At 61.0% G+C, this 17645-nt stretch carries 13 protein-coding genes; 7 read left to right on the top strand and 6 right to left on the bottom strand.

Features of this window, described 5'->3' with window-relative positions:
* Positions 1-55: 55 nt before the first annotated feature.
* Positions 56-3364 carry an AAA family ATPase gene (locus tag ACUN8C_RS10205; protein ID WP_445619118.1) on the bottom strand — a complete coding sequence of 1103 codons (3309 nt, stop codon included), beginning with the start codon at positions 3362-3364 and terminating at the stop codon, positions 56-58.
* On the bottom strand, positions 3361-4659 hold the full coding sequence (locus ACUN8C_RS10200) for an exonuclease SbcCD subunit D C-terminal domain-containing protein (protein ID WP_445619117.1): 1299 nt from the start codon (positions 4657-4659) through the stop codon (positions 3361-3363). The genes ACUN8C_RS10205 and ACUN8C_RS10200 overlap by 4 nt, the downstream gene beginning before the upstream one ends.
* 450 nt (positions 4660-5109) lie before the next feature.
* Here ACUN8C_RS10200 and ACUN8C_RS10195 point away from each other — a divergent pair, with 450 nt between their 5' ends.
* From ACUN8C_RS10195 to ACUN8C_RS10180, 4 genes are all read left to right on the top strand, one after another.
* A complete protein-coding gene (locus ACUN8C_RS10195) occupies positions 5110-6786 on the top strand; it encodes a glucan biosynthesis protein (protein ID WP_445619116.1) in 1677 nt (558 codons plus the stop codon).
* Between the two features lie 138 nt (positions 6787-6924).
* Positions 6925-7476 carry a histidine phosphatase family protein gene (locus ACUN8C_RS10190; RefSeq protein WP_445619115.1) on the top strand — a complete coding sequence of 184 codons (552 nt, stop codon included), beginning with the start codon at positions 6925-6927 and terminating at the stop codon, positions 7474-7476.
* 71 nt (positions 7477-7547) lie between these two features.
* On the top strand, positions 7548-8048 hold the full coding sequence (gene tpx, locus ACUN8C_RS10185) for a thiol peroxidase (protein ID WP_445619114.1): 501 nt from the start codon (positions 7548-7550) through the stop codon (positions 8046-8048).
* Between the two features lie 136 nt (positions 8049-8184).
* The gene (locus tag ACUN8C_RS10180; RefSeq protein WP_445619113.1) at positions 8185-8616 is read left to right on the top strand and encodes an OsmC family protein; all 432 of its coding nucleotides are present in this window, start codon (positions 8185-8187) and stop codon (positions 8614-8616) included.
* Positions 8617-8700: 84 nt separating this feature from the next.
* On the opposite strand, the gene ACUN8C_RS10175 is transcribed toward ACUN8C_RS10180, so the two are convergent.
* The 3 genes from ACUN8C_RS10175 to argE form a co-directional block, all read right to left on the bottom strand.
* The gene (locus ACUN8C_RS10175; protein WP_445619112.1) at positions 8701-9132 is read right to left on the bottom strand and encodes a hypothetical protein; all 432 of its coding nucleotides are present in this window, start codon (positions 9130-9132) and stop codon (positions 8701-8703) included.
* 180 nt (positions 9133-9312) lie between these two features.
* Complete coding sequence (locus tag ACUN8C_RS10170) at positions 9313-9567, bottom strand: hypothetical protein (RefSeq protein WP_445619111.1); 255 nt, start codon at positions 9565-9567, stop codon at positions 9313-9315.
* Between the two features lie 258 nt (positions 9568-9825).
* Complete coding sequence (argE, locus tag ACUN8C_RS10165; RefSeq protein WP_445619110.1) at positions 9826-11001, bottom strand: acetylornithine deacetylase; 1176 nt, start codon at positions 10999-11001, stop codon at positions 9826-9828.
* A 279-nt stretch (positions 11002-11280) separates the two neighbouring features.
* Here argE and ACUN8C_RS10160 point away from each other — a divergent pair, with 279 nt between their 5' ends.
* From ACUN8C_RS10160 to recC, 3 genes are all read left to right on the top strand, one after another.
* A complete protein-coding gene (locus ACUN8C_RS10160) occupies positions 11281-12600 on the top strand; it encodes an MFS transporter (protein WP_445619109.1) in 1320 nt (439 codons plus the stop codon).
* Between the two features lie 97 nt (positions 12601-12697).
* Positions 12698-13528 (top strand): SDR family NAD(P)-dependent oxidoreductase, encoded by an 831-nt coding sequence (locus ACUN8C_RS10155; RefSeq protein ID WP_445619108.1) that lies wholly within the window; start codon positions 12698-12700, stop codon positions 13526-13528.
* 114 nt (positions 13529-13642) lie between these two features.
* Positions 13643-17149, top strand: coding sequence for an exodeoxyribonuclease V subunit gamma (recC, locus tag ACUN8C_RS10150; RefSeq protein WP_445619107.1), 3507 nt, complete (start codon positions 13643-13645; stop codon positions 17147-17149).
* Here recC and ACUN8C_RS10145 read toward each other — a convergent pair.
* Positions 17146-17616, bottom strand: coding sequence for a nuclear transport factor 2 family protein (locus tag ACUN8C_RS10145; protein ID WP_445619106.1), 471 nt, complete (start codon positions 17614-17616; stop codon positions 17146-17148). The genes recC and ACUN8C_RS10145 overlap by 4 nt on opposite strands.
* Positions 17617-17645: the final 29 nt, after the last annotated feature.

Here is a 17645-nt window from a genome sequence, read left to right as displayed (position 1 = left end):
GTGGCCGGGAGAAGGCGGCGCTGGTTGTGGCCGGGAAAAAGAAGCGTGGAGCCGCTCAGCTCAGGGTGATGTCACTCTGTCCATTGCCGCGCGGGGCCACCCTGATCTGCACCGGTATGCGCTCATGCATGTCCTGAATGTGTGAAATGACGCCCACCCGCCGGCCCAGCGATTGCAGCGCGTCGAGGGCATCCATGGCCTGTGACAGCGACTGGGGGTCCAGGCTGCCAAAGCCTTCATCGATGAACAGGGTTTCGATCTGAAGCTCCGAGGACGCCATCGAGGCCAGCGCCAGCGCCAGCGCCAGCGAGACCAGAAAGGTTTCCCCGCCGGACAGCGAATGCACCGAGCGCCGCTCATCGCCCATGTCGGTATCGATGACCAGAAGCCCCAGCTCGCTGCCGCCACGCGCCAGTCGATAGCGCCGCGCGAGGCTTTGGAGATGGATGTTGGCATGTTCGATCAGCCGCTCCAGATTCCAGCCCTGGGCAATGCGACGAAATCTCTTGCCGTCGGCGGCACCGATCAGTCCTGAAATGCGGCCCCAGCGCGTCACTTCACGTCGATGCTGCTCCAGAGCCTGTTCGATCTCGCGGGCCTGGGCGCGACAGTGGTCATCATGGCGCAGGGCATGGTCGGCGTCATCGCGCAAGCGCTGGGCCTGGGGGAGATGGGCTTCAAGGTCCGACTGATGGCGGGCAAGTTCGGCAAGTCGCTCATCACGCCATGCCTTCAGGGTGCGCGACGCGTCCTGTTCGGGAAGGGCAGCCTGCGCCGACCTGGCATGTTCACTGTAGTGCTGGCGATGACGCACCAGCACCTCCAGACGCTCTTGAGCCAATAGATGGGCATCGTTGAGACGCTGATCCATGGCCGCCATATCGCGGGCAAGCGCCTGATGCTGCTCGCTCGTCACGGCCAGAAGCGCTGCCAGAGTGTCATCACCGATGTCGGGATGTGCCTTGCGCCACTGCGCCATCTCCTCTGAGAGAGTCTGGCGGGCAAGCGTCTGGTCATCATGCTGCTGTTGCAGCTGCACAACCTCCTGATGGCGCTTCTGACACTGCGCGTCACAGGCCTCTCGTTGCTTTTGGGTGGCGGCCAGCTGTTGCTCACGAGTCTCAATCTCATGGTCGAGCGCCTCCCGCCAGTGATGGACATCCGGATAAGGGCCGAGCTGTGTTTTCAGTGCTTTGGCCAGCGTCTCGCGCTCGTGGATCAGCGGTGCGTAGGCGGCGTCCAGTGCCTGAATCTGCTCGTGGGTATACGTGACGCCGGCCTCAAGGCGTACGGCTTCGATCTCAAGGCCATGCAGCTGCTCCTGAAGCGGCGCTCTGGTCTGATGGTCCCGGTCAAAGTGCGCCAGATGCTCGCAGGCCTGATCGTGGGCAGTCGTGATGCGCGTCAGGCGCCGCTCGAGCCACGTGTGACGATCCTCCGGAGCGACTTCCAGCATGGTCTCGCTCTCTGCACAGGCATCAAGGCGCTGGCGCGCCTCGTGTCGCTGGGCGTTGAGGGTGTCGAGCGCGTCATCCCGCTGTGTGATCTGGCTCTGGAGCTCGCCGTAGCGGCCTCTAAGCTCCGCGCAGCGCTGCTCCAGACCATCGCGTGCCTGGCGGGCGTCATCAAGCTGGCGCTGCTCTTCGCGCTCGGTCGCCACCAGCATGTCATGGGCCGGCTGAGCCGGTGGATGACGGGTGTAAGGGTGGTCATGGCTGCCGCACACCGGACACGCCGTATCGGCTTCAAGCCCTTCACGCATGGCAAGAACGCTGTCGCTGCGGGCAGCGCGCAGACTCGCGATACTTTTCTCGAGCTGCTCAAGGGTGATCCTTTGCCGGTCAAGCGCCGTGCGGGTTTGAGTGCCTTCCTCGCGCAGCGTTTCAAGGGTCTGCCGATCGGTGGTCTGTTGCGTCTCCAGGGCCTGAAAGCACTGCTCCAGCTGATGCCAGTGGTCGTGGGCATGTTTCAGGTCGCGCAGCGCCTGACGCTGTTGCCGGTACTGATCCAGCTGGTTCTGAGTGGCTTCGCGCCACTGCGTAAAGGAGGGGGCACCTTCGGTCAGTTGCTTGAGCCGTGCATCCAGTTCCTGCAGGAACGCTCGCTGCTGGTGTTCCCTGTGTCGGCAGTGGGCAAGCGCTTTCTCCTGATCCGACAGGGTCTGTCGGTGTTCTCCAAGCTGCTGCTCGGTGTGCAGGACACGCTGATGCAGATCCCGATATCGCTGTTCATCCAGGGCGCACTGGGCCAGCAGGGGCTGCTGCTGTCGGTGCTGCTGGCGACTGGTCTCCAGATGCGCTCGATGTGTTTCGTGCTGGCTGACCATGTCATCGCGCTGGCGGCTGGCGGCCGATAGATGCTCGCGCGCTGTACCCAGGCGGTTTTCAAGGGTCTGGATCGAGGTCGCCAGCGCCTCGTGCTGCACAAACAGATGCCGCGCCGGGGCCAGCGCCTCGAGCCGGGCCAGCCACTGGCGCTGCCCGGTCTGTGCCTGTTGTGCGCTCAGGGCGTCTTCATGCGCCTGGCAGGCGCTGTGCCAGTGGGACTCAAGGCGTTCATCGGTGGCCAGCCATGTCTGCTCGCGCTCAATCGCCTGCTGTTGTGTCTGAAGCTTCTGAAGCTGTGCCAGCGTTTCGGCGGCATGCTGCTCAAGCGCTTGGCGCGCTTCGGGGTCGGCCGGCGTTTGATGCCCAAGCTGCGCCTCCAGCGCAGCGACCTCGCGTTCACTGTCGCGGGTGCGTTGAAAGGCGGCGATTGAGAGGCGCGAGTAGATGCCGGTGTCGGTCAACTTCTCCAGCAGTTCGCTGCGCTGATTGTCGTCGGCTTTTAAAAAGGTACTGAACTCGCTTTGCGCCAGCAGCACCGCCCGGGTGAACTGCTCGAAACTCAGACCAAGGTGCTGCGGCAGCAGACGATCGAATTCCCGTTTTTGCGAGGTGATGACCCGCTCATCCGGCAGTGACATCAGGCTCTGCTCAACGCCCTGAAGCTTGCCATCCGCCTTGTGGCGGGCGCGCCGCACTCGCCAGCAGGCGCGGTAGTGCGCGCCATCCCGGCCGCGAAAGTCGACCTCGGCATAACCGCTGCTTTCACCTCTGCGCAGCAGAGTCCGCGGGTCGGCAGTGGTCAGGGTTTCCTCCCCGACATCCGGGGAGACGGAGTCCCGGCCGGGCGCGCCGCGCAGGCGGGGTGTGCTGCCATAAAGCGCCAGGCACAGGGCATCCAGCAGCGTGCTCTTGCCGGCGCCGGTAGGGCCGGTAATGGCAAAAAGGCCAGCGCTGTCGAGCGGACTGGCGGTGAAGTCGATGGTGTGCGGGCCGCTCAGCGAGGCGATGTTATGAAGGCGAAGGGCCAGAATTCTCATGGGGTGTCCTCGGACAATTCATCGTCATGCAGCGTCTGCAGCAGTGCCTGAACATCCTGCATGACCTCATCGGGTGGGGCATCGCCAAATTCTCTGGCCCAGGTGCGGGCGAAAAGCTCTGCCGGCCCCAGCGCGTCCAGTGATTCGCTTGTGTGCTCCGGCGTCGAGTTGCGCGCCATTCGAGTCGTGATGCTGACCAGGCGCACGGCCTTGCCCTTGAGGGCCTGCTCGATGAGAGGACGCAGATCTACCCGAGGCGCCTCCAGAATCACGCGCACATCAAGCCAGGGCCACTGCTCGCGCGGCAGATCGGTCTGCGTGTCCTCCAGAAAATCGGCGCCTGCCAGCGCGTCGAGCACCTCATCAAGTGATAAAGGCCCGACCCGGTGCATGGCAACGCTGCGGGGGATGGGCAACGACGTCACCTCACTGACGTGTTCGCCCTCAAGGATGACTTCAAGCACCTGATGCGGATAGTGGGTCTCGGAGAAATCCATTGCCAGCGGCGAGCCGCTATAGCGGATATGGTCACTGCCTACCCGCTGGGGCTTGTGCAGGTGCCCGAGGGCGACATAGGCCACCTCGGGCGGGAAAAGCGCCGCCGAAAGTGACTCTTCACCGCCGATCACGATGGGGCGTTCGCTGTGTTCAGACACGCTGGCCCCGTGAAGATGGGCATGACTCATGGCGATCAGCGCCTGGCCCGGGGCGCGCTTTTGAATGCCGGCTTCAAACAGCGCTTCATGAACACGCACCATACCGCGGACGTAGCTGTCACCGGCCGTTCGGGCCTCTGGTGCCAGGGCCTGCGATGTCTCGGTTGAGACCGCATCTCCTAGGCCGCCGGTCACTTCAGCCGGGCGCAGAAAAGGCAGGGCCAGACACCAGGCGCGTATCACGCCGTGTCGGTCCGGCAGGGGGACGATCAGGCGATCCACATCGGGTTCGCCGCTGTCATGCCAGAGGATGCGTCCCAGCGCATGAGTGTTCAAACGGCGCAGGAGCGGGGCGGGCAGCTCGACGCGGGTGCCGCTGTCATGGTTGCCGGCGATCATGACAATGGTCAACTGCGGCAGGCGTTCATGCGCCTTGATCAAAAAGTCATACAGCAGGGACTGGGCTGCGATGGAGGGGTTGATGACATCAAAGATATCACCGGCGATCAGCAGGGCATCGGGCTGTCGCTCATCGAGGGTCATCACCAGCCAGTCAAGAAAGTCGCGGTGCTCATTGTGGCGCGACTGGCCGTGAAAGCGCTGGCCGAGATGCCAGTCAGCGGTATGGATCAATTTCATCAGGCGCTACCGTCACGTAAGAGATGGCCAAGGGTATCGGGATCACGCCGGGGTGATCGAGCAATTCGAGAAATGATGAGGGTCTTAAAAATGTAAGGACAGGGTCAGCCCGGGTGTGATCGTGAAAGTGGTGTGTCACGCTTGAGCGTCTCAAGCTCGACATAATAGGAACGACCGATCAATACGGGTATATTTCTGCCCATCGCAGGGTCGAAGATATGTGCTTTCATGAAGGCTGGGCCGTCTGCACAGAAGGTGAAACAGGGGGTCGCCGCTGACACGGTGTCACCATGTTTTACGCAGGCGCAGGGAACTGCCAGTGCGTGCGATGGTCGATTCTGGTTAACCATGGGTCATCCAAAAGCCTCATGATGGATTGACTCTGTATCAACTCAATACTGGATGGCGGCTCGGGCAGGGTCGTATCGTCTCAAAAGGAAAGTCTTGTCCATGGATCGAAGAACTCTACTCAAGGCATCTGCGGCGCTGTCTGCGCTTGGCATGTCGACCAAATCCCTGATGGCACGCGCCAGCGGCAACAACAACCGTGGCCCGGGTGAGGGGGTCGAGGTAGCGCTGGATGACAAGGGCACCGATTTCGATTTTGACTGGCTCAAGTCACATGCCCGGGAGATGGCCAAATCCGAATACAAGGATACCACCGAGAAGCTGCCCGAGACGCTGACACTCGACAATCTTGATCCGCTCGAATATCAGGCCATTCAGTACGATCAGAGCCATGCCCTGTGGTCCGACCGCGGCAATTCGGCCGTCCAGGCGCAGTTCTTCCACGTCGGCATGCAGTTCAACCAGCCGGTGCGCATGTACAGCGTGGTCGATGACAAGGCCTATGAAATCCATTTTCGCCCCGAGCTTTTCACCTATGAAGGAACGGGGATCGATGTCGATCAGCTCAAGGGTCATGATCTGGGCTTTGCCGGCTGGCGAGTATCCCGCAATCCGGACTTTTCGGCACTTGCCAACGTGGTCTCCTTTCTGGGGGCAAGCTACTTCCGCGCCATCGACAAGAATAATCAGTTCGGTCTATCGGCACGCGGGCTGGCCATCGATACCGCCATGCCGCCGGAAGAAGGTCAGGAAGAGTTCCCGGTGTTCACGCATTTCTGGTTTGATGAGCCACCGGCCAACCGCGCCCGGTTTACCGTGTATGCCCTGCTGGACTCCCCCAGCGCGACCGGGGCGTACAAGTTCGATATCGACTGTCAGTCCGAGCGCGTGGTCATGGGCGTAGAGGCCAATGTCTACCCGCGCAAGAGCATCGAGCGTCTGGGCATTTCTCCCATGACCAGCATGTTTCTCAATGGCACCAGCCAGCGGATGCGGCGCGATACCATCATTCCGCAGGTGCATGATTCCGATCGGCTCTCGATCTGGAGCGGGGACGGTGAGTGGATCTGTCGACCGCTGTATAACCCTGATGCCCTGCAGTACAACACCTTTGAAGACGAAAACCCGCGCGGGTTTGGACTGGTTCAGGACGATCACGACTTCGAACACTACCGCGACGTGGTCAACTACTATCATGCCCGTCCGAGTCTCTGGTGCGAGCCGACCAGTGACTGGGGCAAGGGCTCGATCACGCTGATCGAGCTTCAGACCATGGGAGAAACGGTCGATAACATCGCTGCCTTCTGGCAGCCTGCAGAGCCGGTCGAGGCCGGGCAGACGCTAAGCTACAGCTACAATCTGTACTGGAGTCCGCGTCCTCCCGTGAAGCCTTCCGTCGGTCAGGTCGACAAGACCTGGAGTGGTATCGGTGCGGTACGTGATGGCTGGATTCCCGGTGAGCATTCACCCGAGACATGGGCACGTCGATTTGCGGTCGATTTCCGCGGTGCGCCGATCAACGATATGCCGGCCGATGCCAAAATGGAGGCCGTTCTGTCTGCCTCCAGCGGTGAGACGCAGGTGGTCTCGGTGATCAAGCTGGGCGGGCCGCTTCAAATGTGGCGTGCGCAGTTTGACTGGTATCCCAAAAGCGAGCAGACCGATCCGGTGACGCTGCGCGTCTATCTGCGTCAGGGCGACCAGACGCTGAGCGAAACCTGGCTTTATCAGTTTGTGCCGCCGGCACCGGGTGAGCGCAACTGGGATCGCCACGGCTGAACCCGAAGGCGTGAATCGTTTGCAACGGACCCTGCGGGGTCCGTTTTATTGTGCGGTGTTTTTGAAGGGTAACGCCTGCCTGTTGCGAGGCGTACACTGAAAGGATTGACCGCTGACTGACAAGTGCCGGAATTTTCAATGACCGAGCTATTACCGCGTCCCTTTGTTTTTCTTCGCCACGGCGAAACCTTCTACAATCGTGCCTATCTCATTGCCGGCAGTCCGGATGTGCCCCTGACGCCGCGCGGCGAGTCACAGGCGCGAGAGGTCGGCACCGTGCTGGATCAGAGGCCATGGTCGCATGTGGCCGTCAGTACCATGTTTCGGGCACGCAAAACGGCTCGCCTGGCGCTGCCTGACAGTGAACTGAACTTTTATGCCGGGCTTCGAGAGCGCCACTGGGGCGAGCTGGAAAAAACACCCATTCAGGACCCGATGCCCTATTTTGAGACGCCGGAAGGGGGCGAGGCCTGGGCAGACTTTCAGGGCCGGGTGGTGGATAGCCTCAATGAGCTGCTGACACGCTTTGAATGCCCGCTGGTCGTGGCGCATTCCGGCATCTTTCGAGTGATCTGCAACGTGACCCAGGGGCATCCCTATGGCGCCCGTATCGGCAATGTCGCGCCCGTGTGGTGTCAGCCGCCGGGATCGGAGCATGAGCACTGGCAGCTCACGCCCTGGCAGGCGTAGTCGAACGCCCCACCCGAATCCATTTTTCAAAACGCCTGTATCGAAGGCAACCACACAAGCGAGGTGTTTTCATGACGACAGTAGGCTATGGCGATGATCACGTTGAAGTGGGTGGCCATTTTCCCGCACCGGGTGACACGGCACCGTCGTTTTTCCTGACGGGCCGGGAGATGAATGAGGTCTCTCTGGAGGATTTTGCCGGACAGCGCAAGGTGCTTTCGATCGTCCCCAGCATTGATACCGGCACCTGTGCCACCTCCACGCGCAAATTCAACGAGCAGGCGTCACGGCTGGAAAATACGGTGGTCCTGGTGGTTTCGGCAGATCTCCCCTTTGCGGCCGGTCGCTTTTGCGGCGCGGAAGGGCTGGATAACGTGCTGATGCTCTCAACGTTTCGCCATCATGCAGAATTCGTTCAGGCCTGGGGCGTGGATATTCAGAGCGGCCGCCCGCGCGGGCTCTGCGCGCGCGCCGTGATCGTGCTGGACGAACACAATCAGGTACTGCACAGCGAACTGGTGGATCAGATCAAAAATGAGCCTGACTATGAGGCTGCGCTATCGGTCCTGTAACAATCCCCATCCGTGAGGAAGTTGCCAGTGTGGCAGGACTGGCTATCCTGTGAAGAGTATCCCGCCGGATAACCGTGCAAGGTGTCCAGCTGAATACAGGAACGTTTGAAGACTATCTGCACCAGGGAGGCATGTAATGGCCATTCAGAAGCAAGGTTCTGCCGAATGGAAGGGAAGCCTGAAGCGGGGCAAGGGTGTCGTCTCCACTGAAAGTGGCGCACTCAAGGAAAATCCCTACGGTTTCAACACCCGCTTTGAAGGTCAGCCGGGCACCAATCCGGAAGAGCTGATCGGGGCTGCCCATGCCAGCTGCTACTCCATGGCACTGTCCATGATTCTGGGGCAGTCGGATCTGGAGCCTGAAAGCATCCAGACTGAAGCGACTGTGACGCTGGATCAGGATGACAGCGGCTTTTATGTCAGCAAGGTGGCACTGAAAACGGTTGCCCGCATTCCAGGGGCCGATCAGCAGGCCTTTGAAAAGGCCGCCAACGACGCAAAGGAAGGCTGCCCGATCTCGCGTCTGCTCAATGCCGATATCACGCTTGAAGCCACGCTCGAAGGCTGATGTTTCAGGTTCGGTAGCCTGATGGTGAATCAAAAAAGGGCCCCGCTTCTGGCGGGGCCCTTTTTTTGATCCGGCTCAACACTTTTATGGCGTGTCGGGGTCTTTCAGCACGCCAGGAAAAATGTCGTAAAAGGTATCGGAAGCAATGCCGATCAGAACAATATCGTTACCAAGTCGACGCCAGGCATAGCCCTCATAGCGGGGCAGGGCCTGTTTGACCGTGTCGGGCAATTGCTCGCTTTCAACGTTTTCCGGTAACCGGTCCCCCATTTCCAGCGGCGGAACAACCGCGTCAAAGGCCTGACGCTTGAAGTCTTCCCGATGGGCTGCAAGGGTTCTCAACACCAGACGACGGTCCACTTTCGGGCCGCTCTGGGGCTCACGGGTGGCACTCGCTCCCGGCGAGGCCTGATAGCCCTGTTGGGTCTGTGGTGCCGCCTGCACCTGGCCCTGAAAGAGTGCCAGCAGCAGGCCCAGGCTCAGGGAGACTTTCACAAACGCTGGACACATACGCATTCCAGTTTCCTTCCAGCAAAATATTGATGCCGGATTACCCCGGGACAACGAGCGTGTCGTCGGCGTAATCCTCATGAGAATTGTTAAGGGACGCTTTTTATTGTGGCATACACAAGGGGCCGCTTTCCTGAAAGCGGCCCCGCCAGACGAACGAGACGGTAACGAGGGTGCAACCAACATTCAATGCACCAACCAGTCCTGTCCCGGGCGAATAATGCTTGGCGCCGGCGCAGCGCCATACTTTTCATAGTATGCCTGTCGCTGGCGCCATTCTGCACGTTGAAGGCGATGTTTGAGCTGAACAAATCCTTCGTGACGATCGTATTCGCTGTCATCGATCAGCAGGGCGGAAGCCCGCCCCGGAGACGAGGCAAGTTCTGCATAGCAGTTTTGTGACGTGTCGGCAGATGTCGAACCACGTTTGAAAAATTTCATGAGGCTCCCTCCCTTGAACTGTAACAGCAGTGTTTCTTTTATCATCTGTACAGTATCGGCATCGGCCTGCTCCCTGGCTGTGCCGTTACGTTATGTGACAGTATAGATGGTTGAATCAGCAAAATTCACGCTTTTGCATCAACCTTTCTACCAGAGCGCTCCATGAGTACTGATGCGCATTGCCTGTCTTCCGGGTTCTGCTGTCATCACCGCCTCGAGCCGGGCTCGAAGGGGGAAGCCTCAAATGCCGTGACGACTCTATTCTGCCATCGTCTCTCCCAAGGTCTTCATGAAGTGTTCACCTCTGGTGAGCTGCTCAATCGAGATGAATTCATCGGCCCGATGGGCCTGCTCGATGCTGCCAGGACCGCAGATGACGGCCTGCAGGCCGGCCTGCTGGAACTGTCCGGCTTCAGTAGCATAAGCAACGGCCTGACCCTCTTCGCAAACGCCAAGGCGCTCGAGCAGGGCCATGGGCTGATCGTTATCACGGTTTTCAAGGCCGGGCACGGTTTGGGTCAGCGTGGTGGTCTCGATGGCAAAGTCGGCATTGACGGCCTTGAGCGTGGCTTCAAGCTCGTCACTGTATTCGCGAAAGCGCGCATAAACCGTCTCGAACCCTTCCTCGGGCAGATGGCGAATTTCCCAGTCGAACTCACAGTGCTGCGCCATGATGTTGATGGCGTTACCACCGTGAATGGTGCCGACATGAAGGCTTGAGTGAGGCACGTTAAAGGCGTCATTGAGATGCTCGTCTTCGGCAAGCTCGCTCATGATGTCTTCGATACGGCTGACAAGGCGTGCTGCCACATGAATGGCCGAGATGCCCTGGTTGACCTGACTTGAGTGAGACGGCACGCCACGGACCACGGTTTTGAGCGTCGTGATGCCCTTTTGCAGGATGACCGGCGCCATCAGGGTGGGCTCGCCCACAATGACAGCGGACGGGGTGGGGTGGTGCTTGACCAGATGCTCGATCATGCGCGGTGCTCCCAGACAGCCGATCTCCTCGTCGTAGGAAAATGCCAGCCAGATGGGGCGTTTCAGGTCGCGCCGGGACCAGTCCGGTACGCCTGACAGGGCACAGGCCAGAAAGCCTTTCATGTCACAGCTGCCCCGGGCATAAAGGTGCCCGTCCCGCTCGGTGAGGGTGAAGGGGTCGCTCTGCCAGTTCTGGCCCTCGACAGGGACAACATCGGTATGGCCGGACAACACCACACCATCGGCCACGTCGGGGCCGATACGGGCCAGCAGGTTGAAACGCTCGCCGTCATCGCTGGGGATGCGTTCATGATGGATGTCATACGTGTCGAGATACTGCTCGACCCACTCGATCAGGGCCAGATTGGACTGCCGGGACAGCACGTTGAAGCCCACGAGTGTGGCCAGAATGTCCCGGGCAGTGGTGGGCAGTGAAGCAGGAGTGGTGGTCATGGCGTTCTCGGCATCCAGGCAAAAGGGGATGACCTGCCGGACATCAAAAAGGCAGGTCCTGACAGGAAGTGTAACGCAGCTCCGGCAACATGAAATATCGCCTTGTCCGGGGAACTTCTGTCGACTTTTGTGCGTGATTTTTCTGATATGATCAAACCCGGTTCAGCCGGCCCTCATTTTGCGTGATCCGCAAATGCCGGTGGTTCAGGTCGCGTGATCCGCGATCAGATTGACTCTGTATGTGCCACGTCAACTGCTTATTTGATAGCGACCCTACCCATGAACAATACCAATTCAAACGGACCATCGACGTCCGTGACGCGTCCGTTGGGCGCCCGTGATATCAAGACACTGGGGCTTTCCGCACTGGGTGGTGCGCTTGAGTTCTACGATTTCGTTATCTTCGTTTTCTTTGCAAGCGTGGTCGGTCAGCTCTTTTTCCCACCCGACATGCCTGAATGGCTGCGTCTGGTACAGACCTTTGGCATCTTCGCCGCCGGCTACATCGCTCGTCCCATTGGTGGCGTCATCATGGCGCACTTCGGTGACCGGCTGGGTCGCAAGAAGATGTTCATGCTCTCCATCATGCTCATGGCCCTCCCGACCCTGCTCATGGGCCTTTTGCCCACCTATGCCACGATCGGCTATCTGGCCCCGATTCTGCTTCTGGCGATGCGCATGCTGCAGGGCGCGGCCATCGGTGGCGAGGCGCCCGGCGCCTGGGTGTTCGTGACCGAGCATGTGCCGGCCCGCCACACGGCCTTTGCCACCAGCACCCTGTCAGCAGGGCTGGTCGCCGGCATCCTGCTGGGCTCACTCATGGCCACCGGACTGAACTACGTCATGAGCGAGGAAACCCTGTACAGCTGGGGCTGGCGCGTGCCCTTTCTGGTCGGCGGCGTACTGGGCTTTGTGACGCTTTATCTGCGTCGCTATCTGCATGAGACACCGGTATTTACCGAAATGCAGGAAAACCAGTCCCTCTCCGAGGAGCTGCCCATGCGGACCCTGCTGCGTGACTACCTGCCGGGGGTGGCCATCTCCATGCTTGCCACCTGGCTTCTGACCGCAGCGGTGGTGGTCACGATCCTGATGACACCGACGCTTTTACAAAGCTTTGCCGGCGTCGATCGTGGTCTGACCCTGCAGGCCAACTGCGTGGCGATCGTCTGTTTGATCATCGGCTGTCTGAGTGCCGGGGCGCTGGCGGACCGCATTGGCGATGGCATCGTGCTGGTCATCTCCTGCGCCGGACTCGGCATCACGTACTTCTATTTCTTCTGGTTGATGCACCATGACGTGAGCATGCTGTTTCCGCTCTACGCGCTGGTGGGCTTTTTCGGCGGTCTGACCGGGATCGTGCCGGCCATTGCGGTCAAGTCGTTTCCGGCAGCCATTCGTTTTACGGGGCTTTCGTTTTCCTACAACGTGGCCTATGCCATTGCAGGTGGTCTGACCCCCATGATCGTGACCACATCGATTAAAACCCTGCCGATGTCGCCTGCCTGGTATGTGGCCGGTGTCATGAGCGTGGGCGTGGTCATGGGGACCATGCTGGCCAGGCGCCATTATCACTACCGCGCCCAGCCCGTGCACTAAGACGCCCTTTCCTGTCAGACGCTTATCAGCCAGGCTCATGGGAGCCTGGCTTTTTTGATGGCCACCACTTTAGGGACAACCTCTCAGGGAGAAACCGATGGAGATCACACTCAAGGGCAAAACGGCGCTGGTGACCGGCGCCAATCGCGGTATCGGCGCACACATGGCCGAATCGCTCGCCCGTGCCGGCGCCAATGTGGCCTTTCATACGCGAAAGCCGCGTGACGAGGTCAATGACACTGCCGAGCGTCTGGCCAAAGAGTGCGGCGTCAAAACCGGCGTGGTGGTTGCGGATCTGAGCGACCCGCAGGCCATTGATGACATGTTCGAGCAGTTTGACGGCCAGTTCGAGCAGATCGACATCCTGATCAACAATGCCGGTTTCGAAAATGCCCATGCGCTGGAGGACATGCCGCGCGAAGACTGGCTGGCCCTGATGAACGTCAATCTCAACGCGCCGTTTTACTGCTCGCAGCACGCCGCGCGGCGCATGAAAAAGGCCGGGCAGGGCGGTGTCATCATCAACGTGCAGTCCGTTCATGATGAGGTGGTCCGAAAGGGCGTGGCGCACTACAGCGTGGCCAAGGCCGGTCTCAAGACCCTGACACGCGCCGCCGCCGTGGAGTGGGGCGAGTACGGCATTCGCGTGATCGGGCTCTCGCCGGGCGCCATTGGTACCGATATCAACCAGGAAGACAACGAGCGGCTTGGCATCGACAACATGAACAGCTGGATACCGCTGGGCTTTATTGGCGAGACGAAGGATGTGGCCGGCGTCACGGTCTTTCTGTGCTCGGAGCAGGCGCGCTACATCACCGGCACCACGCTCTATGTTGATGGCGCCTTCATGCACAACGTCATGCGCTATGACATGCGCCCGGACCATGACCTTGGCATCGAGCCTGTAAAGGACACCCCTGACCAGTGAGGGTAGTCTCATCCTCATGACGAGTCTCACCCTCATGACGTGAAGGCTTCGCAGCTCCCGGCGGTACAGGTAGGATAGTCAGCCCCCTCCGACTGCTGTGCCACCGGGAGCGCGATGTTTACCGTCCTTCATGCCAATCATCTCGAAGATCTGCGCGATCTGGCCACGGCGCTGTCCGAGCGCGACCCGCTGGCACCTCTTGAAAGTGAAACCTTTCTGGTTCAGTCCAACGGCATGGCGCAGTGGCTGCAGCTTTGCCTGGCCCAGCATCATGGCGTGGCGGCGTCGCTGGATTTCCCCTTGCCTTCAAGCTTTGTCTGGCGGGCCTATCGCGCCGTGCTGGGCGATGACATTCCCAAGCGCTCTCCCTTTGACAAGGGGCCGATGACCTGGCGGCTCATGCGTCTGTTGCCGCGACTGCTGCGCCAAGGCGAGTTTGCGCCACTGGCCCATTATCTCGATGACGAAATGTCCGGCCCGGATCAGCCTGATGGCGTGGCGCCCTGCGGCGAACGCAAGAGCTATCAGCTGGCCTCCCGGCTGGCGGATCTCTTTGATCAGTACCTGGTATATCGACCCGACTGGATGGCTGCCTGGGCGCGGGGAGAGACGGCGCCTGCCGATATCGCCCCGGTGGATCACTGGCAGCCGGTGCTCTGGCGCGCGCTATTGGAAGACGCCTCCGGTCAGGCGCAGCGGCATCATCGCGCGGCGCTGCATGACCGTTTTCTGACCGAGGCCCGTGCGCTGGAATCCGTGCCAAAGGGGCTGCCGCGGCGGCTGTTTGTCTTTGGTATTTCGGCGCTGCCGTTTCAGCTGCTTGAAGCCCTGCATGCCCTGTCCGGGGTAATGGATGTGGTCCTGATGGTGGCCAACCCGTGTCGCTTTTACTGGGGGGACATCGTGGCCGACCGTGAGGCGCTGCGGGCCCAACTCAAGCGCGACAGTCATCGTCAGCGCCACCAGGAGGCACCCACGCTTGAAGGGCTGGACGTTGAGACGCTGCATCTCAGTGCCAATCCGCTGCTGGCGGGCTGGGGCGCGCAGGGGCGCGATTTTATCGAAGCGCTTTATGATTTCGAGGCCGACAATGCCTTTGACATGGAGCACGACATTTTTCGTGACCCACAGCCTGAAACGGGCGCCAGCCTGTTGCATCAGCTTCAGCAGGAGGTGCTGGATCTGGTGCACCCGGCAAGGCGGGCCGAACAGGAGGGCGGCAAACGCCATATCGAGGCGGATGACCGCTCACTGGCCTTTACCCGGGCGCATTCACCGCTGCGCGAGGTAGAGATCCTGCATGACCAGATGCTGGATGCCTTTGACCGCGATTCGAGTCTGCGCCCGCGGGACATGGTGGTGCTGGTGCCTGACATCGAACGCTATGCCCCCCTGATCGATGCCGTGTTCGGACAGATTCCCCGCGACGATGCCCGCTACATCCCTTATACGGTCTCCGATCGTATTGCTTCGGGGGCGAGCCCCCTGATGAGTGCGGCGCTGTCGCTGCTGGAGCTGCCCGAGCGGCGTCTGGGCGTCAGCGAAGTGCTTGACTGGCTGGAAGTGCCGGCCTTTCGTCGGCGCTTTGGCATCGAGGAAGAGGAGCTTGAGAAGCTGTCGCACTGGCTGGCCGGCAGCGGCGTTCGCTGGGGACTCGATGGCGAACATCGCGACACGCTGGACCTGCCGGGGCTTGACGAAAACACCTGGCAGTTCGGTCTGGATCGCATGCTGCTGGGGTTTGCCATCGGTGAGGGCAGCTTTGACGGCATTCAGGCCTACGATGAAATCGGCGGGCTGGAGGCGGACCTGGCCGGCCGTTTGGCCGAGCTGATGACCCGCCTGCGGCACTGGTATCAGTACCTGAACACCTCGGCTGTGGTCGATGATTGGGTCGCGCGTCTGGAGGCGATGCTGAGTGCGCTGTTTGCTCCCATCGAGCAGAGTGATTTCGATATTCTTGAGCGCCTTTCCAAAGCGGCCCGCACCCTGGCCGAGGAAGGCGATTGTGCCGACTTTGGCGAGAGGCTGCCGCTGGCGGTATTTCGCGAGGCACTGACCGATCGACTGGATGAGGGTGGCCTGGCCCAGCGCTTTCTGGCCGGGCGGGTCAACTTCGCAACGTTGATGCCCATGCGCGCCATTCCGTTTCGCCATACCTGGCTTTTGGGCATGAACGACGGCGACTACCCAAGGGTACGGCTGCCACAGGACTTTGACCTGATGGCCACCCGCCATCGCAGCGGTGACCGCTCGCGCCGCGATGATGATCGCTATCTGATGCTCGAGGCGATGCTGGCCAGTCGCGAGGCGTTGATGATCTCCTGGGTCGGGCGTGACCAGCGCGACAACAGCGAACGCGCCCCCTCGATTCTGGTCAGCGAACTGCTCGATACCCTGTCGATGGGCTGGCAGGCTGGAGACGATGATACCGAGACTGCGCTGTTCGAGCGCCTGATCACCACCCACCCGTTACAGCCCTTTGCGCGCGCCTATTTTATGCAGGAGATGTCATCAGGCCCCTCTAAGCGGCTCTTTACCTTTGAGCGCAGCTGGGAAAGCGTCCATCATCCTGCGCCCCCGATCGAAGTCGAGCCGCTGGAGGCGGCATCTGCGCCGCAGGAGGCTGCCAGCCTCGATGATCTGGAGAGACTGTTGAGGCGCCCCTGGTCGATCTGTACGGCCGGACGCCTGGGCATTCATTTTCATCCCGTCGCCGTGCAGGAAGAGGACGCCGAGCCCTTTGCCATGGACGGGCTTGAGCGCTTTTCCTTTAAAAAACATCTTTTGGAAGGCGCCTGTCGCGAGCGCGATTTAAGCGAGATGGCAGAAGAGGCGCGCCGCAAGGGCATGCTGCCGGCGCTGGGGTTTGGTGAGCGACTGGCAGAAGATCTGATCAAGCCTCTGAGACAGCAGCTCGGTCAGTGGCACACGCTGACAGAGGGCCTGACGCCGGTCGAGGCCATGCGGGTCGAGATCATCGATGAGAGCGGCATGGCCGTGCTGTCGGAACGCATCGATGGGCTATGGCGCGGGGAGGACGGCGCGCTTTATCGCTGTGTGCTGGCCCCGGCCCACTTTGGGCACCTGCGGCGCGACCGCAGCGGACGGCTGACGCAGTACGGCAAGCCGCATCGACTGATTCGCGCCTGGCTTGAGCAGCTGGCGCTTGCCGCCACGGGCGAGCAGGTGAGGGCCACGGTGTTGTTCGAGGATCGTGAACTCACGCTGCCCGTGGTCTCGAACGAGACGGCGCGCACCACGCTCTTGTCACTGTGTCGGCAGTGGCGAGAGGCCGCTGACGCACCGCTGCCCACGGCACTGGAGCCAGCCATGGAGTACTTTGCCGGCTGGCCTCGACAGGCGGATGACACGCAGGAGCGCGATTATCGAGAGGCGGGGCTTGCCCGGGCACGGACCTGCTACGAAGAGGCTCAATTCAACGGGCCGGCGCCGCTGCGCGAGCGTGAGCCCATGATGGGTGAGCTGTGGTCACGCTTTGACACGCTGTGCGACGCCGGTTTCGAACCCGCCACCCGGGCACTGTATGCACCGTTTACGGCCATGCTGGCCGCGCTGGTGGAGGGCGGCGGCCATGCCGGGGGCGAGGCCCAGGCTTAAAGCCCCAGCTGATTGAGTCCCGGATGGTCCTGCGGGCGCGGGCCGGGCGCGGGCCAGCGAAAACGGCGCTCATCGACCTCGATGGGAATCTCGTTGATGCTGGCTTCGCGGCGCACCATCAGGCCGTACTCGTTGAATTCCCACATCTCGTTGCCGTAGGCGCGATACCACTGATCGGAGCGATCGCGCCACTCATACTGAAAGCGCACGCCGATGGTGTTGTCGGTAAAGGCCCAGAGCTCCTTGCACAGGCGGTAATCAATCTCGCGCTGCCACTTGCGATGCAAAAAGGCGGTGATGGCCTCGCGGCCCTGAAAGAACTCGGTACGGTTACGCCAGCGTGAATCCTCGCTGTAGGCACCGGCGACCCGTTCGGGCTGGCGGCTATTCCAGGCATCTTCGGCAGCACGCACCTTGGCGCGGGCACTGTCCATGTCAAACGGGGGAAGCGGCGGGCGGCTTTCCATGCGGGCACTCCATCACATGAAGGTACAGG

It is taken from the genome of Kushneria sp. Sum13 (assembly GCF_052692355.1).
This window is presented reverse-complemented; position numbering and strand designations above follow the sequence as displayed.

Bases quoted from the DNA above. Each gene is read 5' to 3' on its own strand.
- ACUN8C_RS10205 (WP_445619118.1), bottom strand. From the start codon at position 3,364: ATGAGAATTCTGGCCCTTCGCCTTCATAACATCGCCTCGCTGAGCGGC.
- ACUN8C_RS10200 (WP_445619117.1), bottom strand. From the start codon at position 4,659: ATGAAATTGATCCATACCGCTGACTGGCATCTCGGCCAGCGCTTTCAC.
- ACUN8C_RS10195 (WP_445619116.1), top strand. From the start codon at position 5,110: ATGGATCGAAGAACTCTACTCAAGGCATCTGCGGCGCTGTCTGCGCTT.
- ACUN8C_RS10190 (WP_445619115.1), top strand. From the start codon at position 6,925: ATGACCGAGCTATTACCGCGTCCCTTTGTTTTTCTTCGCCACGGCGAA.
- tpx (WP_445619114.1), top strand. From the start codon at position 7,548: ATGACGACAGTAGGCTATGGCGATGATCACGTTGAAGTGGGTGGCCAT.
- ACUN8C_RS10180 (WP_445619113.1), top strand. From the start codon at position 8,185: ATGGCCATTCAGAAGCAAGGTTCTGCCGAATGGAAGGGAAGCCTGAAG.
- ACUN8C_RS10175 (WP_445619112.1), bottom strand. From the start codon at position 9,132: ATGCGTATGTGTCCAGCGTTTGTGAAAGTCTCCCTGAGCCTGGGCCTG.
- ACUN8C_RS10170 (WP_445619111.1), bottom strand. From the start codon at position 9,567: ATGAAATTTTTCAAACGTGGTTCGACATCTGCCGACACGTCACAAAAC.
- argE (WP_445619110.1), bottom strand. From the start codon at position 11,001: ATGACCACCACTCCTGCTTCACTGCCCACCACTGCCCGGGACATTCTG.
- ACUN8C_RS10160 (WP_445619109.1), top strand. From the start codon at position 11,281: ATGAACAATACCAATTCAAACGGACCATCGACGTCCGTGACGCGTCCG.
- ACUN8C_RS10155 (WP_445619108.1), top strand. From the start codon at position 12,698: ATGGAGATCACACTCAAGGGCAAAACGGCGCTGGTGACCGGCGCCAAT.
- recC (WP_445619107.1), top strand. From the start codon at position 13,643: ATGTTTACCGTCCTTCATGCCAATCATCTCGAAGATCTGCGCGATCTG.
- ACUN8C_RS10145 (WP_445619106.1), bottom strand. From the start codon at position 17,616: ATGGAAAGCCGCCCGCCGCTTCCCCCGTTTGACATGGACAGTGCCCGC.